This is a genomic window from Vogesella mureinivorans, from assembly GCF_007644035.1.
In the GTDB taxonomy this organism is placed as follows: Bacteria; Pseudomonadota; Gammaproteobacteria; order Burkholderiales; family Chromobacteriaceae; genus Vogesella; species Vogesella mureinivorans.
In genome coordinates this window covers 1-265 of record NZ_VMTV02000037.1, presented here as the reverse complement: position 1 = coordinate 265, position 265 = coordinate 1, and the positions used below count along the sequence as shown (strand labels likewise).

1 protein-coding gene is annotated in these 265 nt (G+C 64.9%); it reads left to right on the top strand.

Annotated elements, in window-relative coordinates:
* Positions 1-265: hypothetical protein (locus tag FLQ44_RS00995; RefSeq protein ID WP_206208600.1), on the top strand; the 265-nt coding region annotated here is incomplete at both ends.

Below are 265 nucleotides of genomic sequence, written 5' to 3'. Positions count from 1 at the left end.
GATCTGAGGTTCGGCCCGGAGGGGCTTGCAGATGCCGACGGCCCGATCGACATGGTCTACAACCGGTTGACCGATTTCGCGCTTGAGGAAGCTTCGCATGCGGACCTTCGTCAGGCTTATCTCGCAGGGGACGTCGCACTCACCCCGCATCCGCGTGCGCACGCGCTGTTCGCCGACAAGCGCAACCTGGCGGTGCTTGGAGACGCGGCTTTGCTCGGCGGGTTTGGGGTCGATGCGGGTTTGACAGCCCTGCTGGCCGAGGTGA